The 6487-nt window shown below is 36.7% G+C and carries 7 protein-coding genes; 5 read left to right on the top strand and 2 right to left on the bottom strand.

All coding sequences use genetic code 11. The features are described 5' to 3' along the window. The 3 genes from V7659_RS23640 to V7659_RS23630 all read left to right on the top strand — a co-directional run. Positions 1 to 826 (top strand): thiolase family protein (locus tag V7659_RS23640; RefSeq protein WP_335542601.1); only part of this gene is annotated, 826 nt, incomplete at its 5' end. After that, complete coding sequence (locus V7659_RS23635; RefSeq protein ID WP_306573007.1) at positions 789 to 1211, top strand: acyl-CoA thioesterase; 423 nt, start codon at positions 789 to 791, stop codon at positions 1209 to 1211. The genes V7659_RS23640 and V7659_RS23635, both read left to right, overlap by 38 nt. Before the next feature lie 46 nt (positions 1212 to 1257). Next, positions 1258 to 2679: an aldehyde dehydrogenase family protein gene (locus V7659_RS23630; RefSeq protein WP_098934786.1), complete on the top strand. Its 1422-nt coding sequence runs from the start codon at positions 1258 to 1260 to the stop codon at positions 2677 to 2679. Positions 2680 to 3429: 750 nt separating this feature from the next. Here the strand turns inward: V7659_RS23630 and V7659_RS23625 are convergent. After that, the gene (locus V7659_RS23625) at positions 3430 to 4029 is read right to left on the bottom strand and encodes a restriction endonuclease (RefSeq protein WP_218348782.1); all 600 of its coding nucleotides are present in this window, start codon (positions 4027 to 4029) and stop codon (positions 3430 to 3432) included. Between the two features lie 659 nt (positions 4030 to 4688). Between V7659_RS23625 and V7659_RS23620 the strand changes: the two genes are divergently transcribed. Both V7659_RS23620 and V7659_RS23615 read left to right on the top strand, forming a co-directional pair. Continuing rightward, positions 4689 to 5168 (top strand): gamma carbonic anhydrase family protein, encoded by a 480-nt coding sequence (locus V7659_RS23620; RefSeq protein WP_335542600.1) that lies wholly within the window; start codon positions 4689 to 4691, stop codon positions 5166 to 5168. Between the two features lie 171 nt (positions 5169 to 5339). After that, a complete protein-coding gene (locus tag V7659_RS23615; protein ID WP_335542599.1) occupies positions 5340 to 5642 on the top strand; it encodes a YerC/YecD family TrpR-related protein in 303 nt (100 codons plus the stop codon). A 126-nt stretch (positions 5643 to 5768) separates the two neighbouring features. On the opposite strand, the gene V7659_RS23610 is transcribed toward V7659_RS23615, so the two are convergent. Continuing rightward, a complete protein-coding gene (locus V7659_RS23610; RefSeq protein ID WP_335542598.1) occupies positions 5769 to 6374 on the bottom strand; it encodes a TetR/AcrR family transcriptional regulator in 606 nt (201 codons plus the stop codon). Positions 6375 to 6487: the final 113 nt, after the last annotated feature.

Below are 6487 nucleotides of genomic sequence, written 5' to 3'. Positions count from 1 at the left end.
AAGTATGAGCCGTGCTCCCTATTTGATGGCCCGTCCAGAAAAACCATTTCATGCTGAACCGCCAAGATTTATTAAATTACAGGTTTCTACAGAAGAAGCAGGAAATCCACCGATGGGTATAACCGCCGAAAACCTAGCAGAAAAATATCAGATTACGAGAGAAGAGCAAGACGAATTTTCGCTTCAAAGCCAGAGACGTATGGCGGTAGCGATGAAAGAAGGCCGATTTGACGAACAAATTGTGCCGATAACGATTCCGGTAAAAAAGGGAGAGCCAGTTATTTTTAATACCGACGAGCACCCTAGACCGCAAACAACCATCGAAGGATTGACAAAACTTCAGCCGGCATTTCTTAAAGGTGGAACGGTGACAGCTGGAAGCAGTTCAGGATTAAATGATGCAGCCTCTGCTCTGGTCATAATGTCAAGAGAAAAAGCTGAGGAATTAAATCTAACTCCATTAGCAGTTATTCGTGACTATGCTGTTGCGGGTGTTGACCCTAACATTATGGGAATAGGTCCCGTTCCTGCAGTCCGAAAGGTACTAGAAAAATCTGGTCTACACCTAGATGCGATTGACCTGATCGAAATCAACGAAGCTTTTGCAGCTCAAGTTTTAGCTTGTAATCGCGAGCTTGAAATGGATTTGGAAAAAGTAAACGTTAACGGTGGGGCTATTGCTCATGGTCATCCGCTTGGGGCCACTGGTGCAATCCTGATCACGAAAGCAGTATATGAATTAGAACGCTCCGAAGGAAGATATGCTTTGATTACCGCTTGTATCGGCGGTGGTCAAGGAATCGCCACTATCATCGAGCGTGAATAATATCAAAACAGAGATTCATAGGAATAGGAGGCAACTACTGCCTCCCCTTCCTTCCTTTGTTTCCTTCCTAGAGGATGCTCGAGGAGCTTGGTACATGAAAGCGGGAATTTCCTATGAGGAAATGCGAAGAAAGAAAATAGGGACCGTGATCCTTAAGCTAGATATTATGTTTCTGAAAGAAGCTAGACTAGGAGATACTCTTATAATTATCACTCATCCCAAAAAACTAGGTACTAAGAGTTTTGTATTCGAACAAAAAATTTATAATCAATTAGAAGAACTTATTACAGAAGCAACTGTAACCTCAGTGATGTTTGATACGAATTTAAGAAAGAGTATACCTGTGGTGAATGAAATTGCGCAGAATTTTTCAATTTTAGACTAATGCTGGTAGGGTACAAACGATAATATAAAAAAAGGTGTGAGATATAGTGAAAAAGAAATTGTATTTTAATGGTGAATGGCATGAATCTGAAAAATATATAGATTTACATTCTCCCTATTCAGAAGAGAAAATTGCTGAGATTCCTCAAGCCTCTAAAGAGCAAGTAGCTTCCGCCATTGATGCTGCTTATAAAAATCGAGAAGTAATGGCAAGTCTTACAGCTTATGAAAAGGCTGAAATATTAGAAAAACTAGTCAGTTTGTTACTTGAAAATAGATTAAAGGCAGCTGAAATTATCTCCTTAGAAGCAGCAAAGCCAATAAAGTTCGCATTAGGTGAAATAGATCGTACGATTGAAACCTATAAATTCTCGGCAGAAGAAGCAAAACGTTTAACTGGAGAAATGATTCCTATGGATGCTGCGAAAAACGGAGCAAATCGCTTCGGTTACACGATAGAGCAACCAATTGGTGTAATTGGAGCCATTACACCATTTAACTTCCCGCAAAACTTAGTAGCACATAAAGTGGGACCTGCGATTGCAGCCGGAAATACAATCGTTCTTAAGCCTGCATCGCAAACGCCTCTTTCAGCATTGTTTTTAGCTGAATTAATTGATCAAACAGCTTTACCTAAAGGCGCATTTAACGTTATTACAGGTAGTGGTAGAACCGTTGGTGATTCATTGGTTACAAGTGAAAAAGTAAAAATGATTACATTCACTGGCAGCCCTGCTGTTGGGATTGGTATTCGCAACAAAGCTGGCTTGAAAAAAGTCGCTCTTGAACTAGGATCGAACGCTGGTTTAATTATCGACAAAAATGTTGATTTATCCCAAATCGTTCCTAAATGTGTTAATGGGGCTTTTTCAAACCAAGGTCAGGTTTGTATTTCATTACAACGCACCTATGTAATGGATGAATTATTCGATGAATTTATTGAACAATTTACAAATGCTACTAAGAAGTTAGTCATTGGAAGCCCACTTGCAGAAACAACGGATATTTCTGCAATGATCAATCCCGATGAACAAGAACGAGCACTTAGCTGGGTACAAGAAGCGGTGGAGAACGGTGCTGAAATCGTAACAGGTGGCAATATTAAAAATGGAGTCTTCATGCCAACCATTTTAAAGAATGTAGACTCCACTCTAAAGGTATCTTGCCAGGAAGTTTTTGCACCAATTGTAGTTGTGAACAATATTTCTTCTGTAGAAGAAGGAATTGCAGCAATTAATGATTCAAATTATGGCCTACAAGCAGGGATTTTCACAAATGACATTCAAACAGCATTCAGAGCTTCTAAAGAGTTTGAAGTAGGCGGTGTCATGATTAACGATATTCCAACTTACCGTGTAGACCAAATGCCATATGGTGGCGTAAAAGAAAGCGGCACGGGTAAAGAAGGTTTGAAATATGCAATCCTTGAAATGACTGAAACGAAACTTGTCGTTTGGAATCAATTATAAACATAAATAATAGATTGAATTATTATAATAATGTGTTTATAAACTCACAGATTACCTATATTAGTTATTTTCAAACGCCAGGTATCTCCAGATACTGTCATCAGTTTAAAAAGATACCTGGTGTTTTTTTATGAATAAAAAGTAATTTGTTCTGATTAACAACCTACTATACTGAAACTTTCTCCTCACACATTAGCTGCATCATCCATAATCGATAAAGAAATGGCGAAGAAATAGCCCAAGAATAGTTTGCATTATTCATTTCAAAGTATTTTCTCAATATATCTGTTATAATCCTAAATACTTCACTTCCTTGGCTGGGATGAGGTCACAGGTTCGATTCCTTCACAGAATATCAAAAAGGCCCTGATACCAGGGCTTTTCTTTTTTCATTTCGTGCCTAAAAACTCGTGTGGTGACAATTGTTGGTAGGATTTTTACAAAGAGTATACGTCTGTTCACTTGAATAATTTAGTTTTAAAACTTCCCCTCATTTCTTTGGGGGAGAACACAAAATTCTACTAAACAGAGTAAAAATAAAAAACCCTAGAAATTGCGTTATATCACCGCTTCTAGGGTTTTTGTGATTGCTATTTAATAAGCAAATCAATTAACGTGAGTAATGCTCAATGCCGATTGATAACTGCGGTTCAGGTCTGTGGAAAGACTAACCTCAGCACAGTAGAAATTATTGCGGATAAGGAATCAAAAAACAGCAGATGTAACATCCGCTTTTCTTCATAGTTGATTCTACATGCTCATGGTATCCGACTTATCATTTTTAAAAGGTTGATATTCAATGGTTTTAGCTATAGGGCTTTTATGATTAATCCACATTTCAACTAGATCGATCCCATTGATTAAGTCGATGTTTAATCCTTCGGCATAGGAAATAGCATTTTCGTTGAATCCTGCGGTCGAAACAACATATCCTCTTGATGCATTTTGTTTAACCATATTGGAATGTAGAATGGCAATCGGTTCATAGCCCATATCTTCCCGATAACACTTGACTTGACCTAATACCTTGCCGACCCCCACTCCATGCTCTATGTCAATCCCAAAGTCTCCTGAGCTTTTGGTCACAAAGGCTTCAAATCCGTACTTATGTTTTAATACATCAGCAATAAAATGTTCAAAGTCTAAGGGATCACTTTTTAAAAATGTGGGGGAATACCTTTTTTCTTCTACTTCTTTGCAAAACCTTTGATAAAGTCCCAATGCAATTGTTTTTTTAAATTCTTCTGTCACCGTGATTTGTTTAAAGTATTCTTCATCTTTTAAACTACGTCGATTTTTCCACTGAAAAATGAGTAATCCTAATAGAACCGCAATAATTAAATATTCCATATATTAATATCACCTCAATTGTAGGCATTATCACTTCAATTGAAAAATATACGGATATTAGTTAATAATTGATTTATAAAGGCAGTAAATTTTAAAAGTGCATGTCCTCCTGTTAGTCCTCCTTACATTTTATTTTTATTAGAAAAACATTAAAGGAAACTTGGGAAAACAGCGATAAAAAGCGATCTTTTTAGTATTATTTCTCCTTATTACAAAACCAAATGAATGGGCGGTATGATGTAATAATACATACAAATAGATGCCCTTTTTGTTATTTGGAGGCACCCTGTTTCTTTGATTACATTCTGACCACGAAACATATATAACTGTATATTATTCAGGTATTTGGTTTATTGTTTCATATTTCGGAACTGAACCAAGGGAAATTCAGCCCGTCTAGTTTAGCTTTTTAATCATTTATTAAAATAATATTAGGCTGAAATTTCATGAGTAAAAGAAAAATACACTTAAACCCCTTGTTACATGTGTTTTTGTGCGGTGAATATCCGTGCCGATTTCGTGCCGAAATAAATTTATTCTGTATTATAATCTATTTATAAGAAATTGCTTTATATCAAGGTTTATCCGTGTTTTTTATAAATTATTTCGTTCAGTTAAAGCAAAATTAATCAAGTACGTATATTGCACCTGGAGCTCAGTTGATCGGCAATATTGAACTTAAAGAAGATACATCTGTTTGGTTTAATGCGGTTATAAGAGGAGATAATGAGAAAATTATGATAGGAAAAGGCTCTAATATCCAGGATGGTGCTATTGTCCATGTAGACCCTGGCTATCCAGTCCATGTTGGGGAGTACGTCACCATTGGTCATAATGTGGTGTTACATGGATGTACTATAAAGAATGGGGCATTAATTGGGATGGGTGCAACCATTTTAAATGGCGCCGTTATTGGAGAAGGGTCCCTAGTGGCTGCTGGTGCACTTGTTCCGGAAGGTAAAATGATTGAACCAGGTGTTTTAGTGGCTGGAGTACCGGCAAAGGTGATTCGAACACTTACTCCTGAAGAGATTGAGCGGTCAAAGGGCGGAGCACAACATTATGTCCAGAACGGGGAAAATTTTCGGGAAGAGAACATTGTCGCAATGGATAAGTCTTTAACTAAGAATTTACTATAATAAGAAAACCCACAGTTTTTTAACAATTGGTATGTCGCTGTACCTGATTAACCAATGCCGGGAAGGGGAAATATCTTTAGGATATTGCCCCTTCCTTTAATAAAAGGAATGATTATCCTAGTTTCTACTATTATATAAGCTATTTATTCGAAGTTCAGTGGAGGCATGTAAATGTATATAAAAAAATTACCCCAGGAACCCATTGTTCAGCTATTTCAAGCAATCCTTTCGTTACAAACAAAGGAAGAGTGTGCGGCATTTTTTGATGATTTATGTACGATGAATGAAATGAAGGCTTTTGTACAAAGGCTTGAAGTGGCAAGATTACTAAAAGAAGGTCATACATATATGGATATTCAAATAGAAACAAATGCCTCATCAACTACGATTACAAGAGTTAAGAAGCTATTGGACTATGGAAGTAATGGATATCAAACTGTTTTAGAACACATTGAAGATTGTGTTAAGTCATAAAAAATCCTTAGGCTATCCATGCGATTTGAGACAGCGATAACACACTTATTAGTCTGAAGGGTTGAGGTTACTTGACTCTATAGAGGTAAAGCCAGCCAAAAAGTTTGGCTGGCAGTAATTCATTCATTATGCTTTTGTAATAATCCCGCTTAATATTGTTCGAATGAACTTCTGTCCTTCTTCTACAAGATCAAAATCCTCCCCAAATAATGCCCAATCGTAGAGTGTTCCTCTCATACAGCGGGTAATTAACATCGTAATTTCTTGGGCAGATAAATCTTTCTTAAATTCTCCCGTTTCTTGCCCTTCTTCCACAAGTGAATGAACAACCCTAAAGAGAGAACGATCAGTATCAGAAAGGAATTTCGGTTGATTTGGAATTAGGGCACTCATGTAAACGGTCCTTATCAAATCCATTCCCAAACTGTCTTTTAAATAAGTCATTTGGGATTGATTTAAAAGAAGAATTTTTTCATACATGCTAATTTCTTTCGGAAGTGTTTCTGTGACATTGGCAAAAAACTCGTCTATTTCTTTGAATTTTTCGAGGAATATTTCATATTTCGAATTAAAGTGTACATAGAATGCCCCTTTTGATGTTTTGCTAACCTTTACAATTTCATCTACAGTGACACGATCAAATCCCTTTCTACTAAAGAGATCCAAAGCTGTCTCAATAATTCGCTGCTTCGTTTCCAGGGCTTTTTTTTGACGTAAGGTAAAACGTGACATGTACAGCCTCCATTATTAAATATTGAAAGGGCTTTCAACTTTATTTTACCTTAATTAAAAATGAAGAAACAATAGCTTTTCAATTTACTAGAAGTATTTGCATAGTAAAAAAA

The organism is Neobacillus drentensis, assembly GCF_036966985.1.
Classification (GTDB): Bacteria; Bacillota; Bacilli; order Bacillales; family Cytobacillaceae; genus Neobacillus; species Neobacillus drentensis_E.
This window is presented reverse-complemented; position numbering and strand designations above follow the sequence as displayed.

Bases quoted from the DNA above. Each gene is read 5' to 3' on its own strand.
- V7659_RS23625 (WP_218348782.1), bottom strand. From the start codon at position 4,029: ATGGAATATTTAATTATTGCGGTTCTATTAGGATTACTCATTTTTCAG.
- V7659_RS23615 (WP_335542599.1), top strand. From the start codon at position 5,340: ATGTATATAAAAAAATTACCCCAGGAACCCATTGTTCAGCTATTTCAA.
- V7659_RS23610 (WP_335542598.1), bottom strand. From the start codon at position 6,374: ATGTCACGTTTTACCTTACGTCAAAAAAAAGCCCTGGAAACGAAGCAG.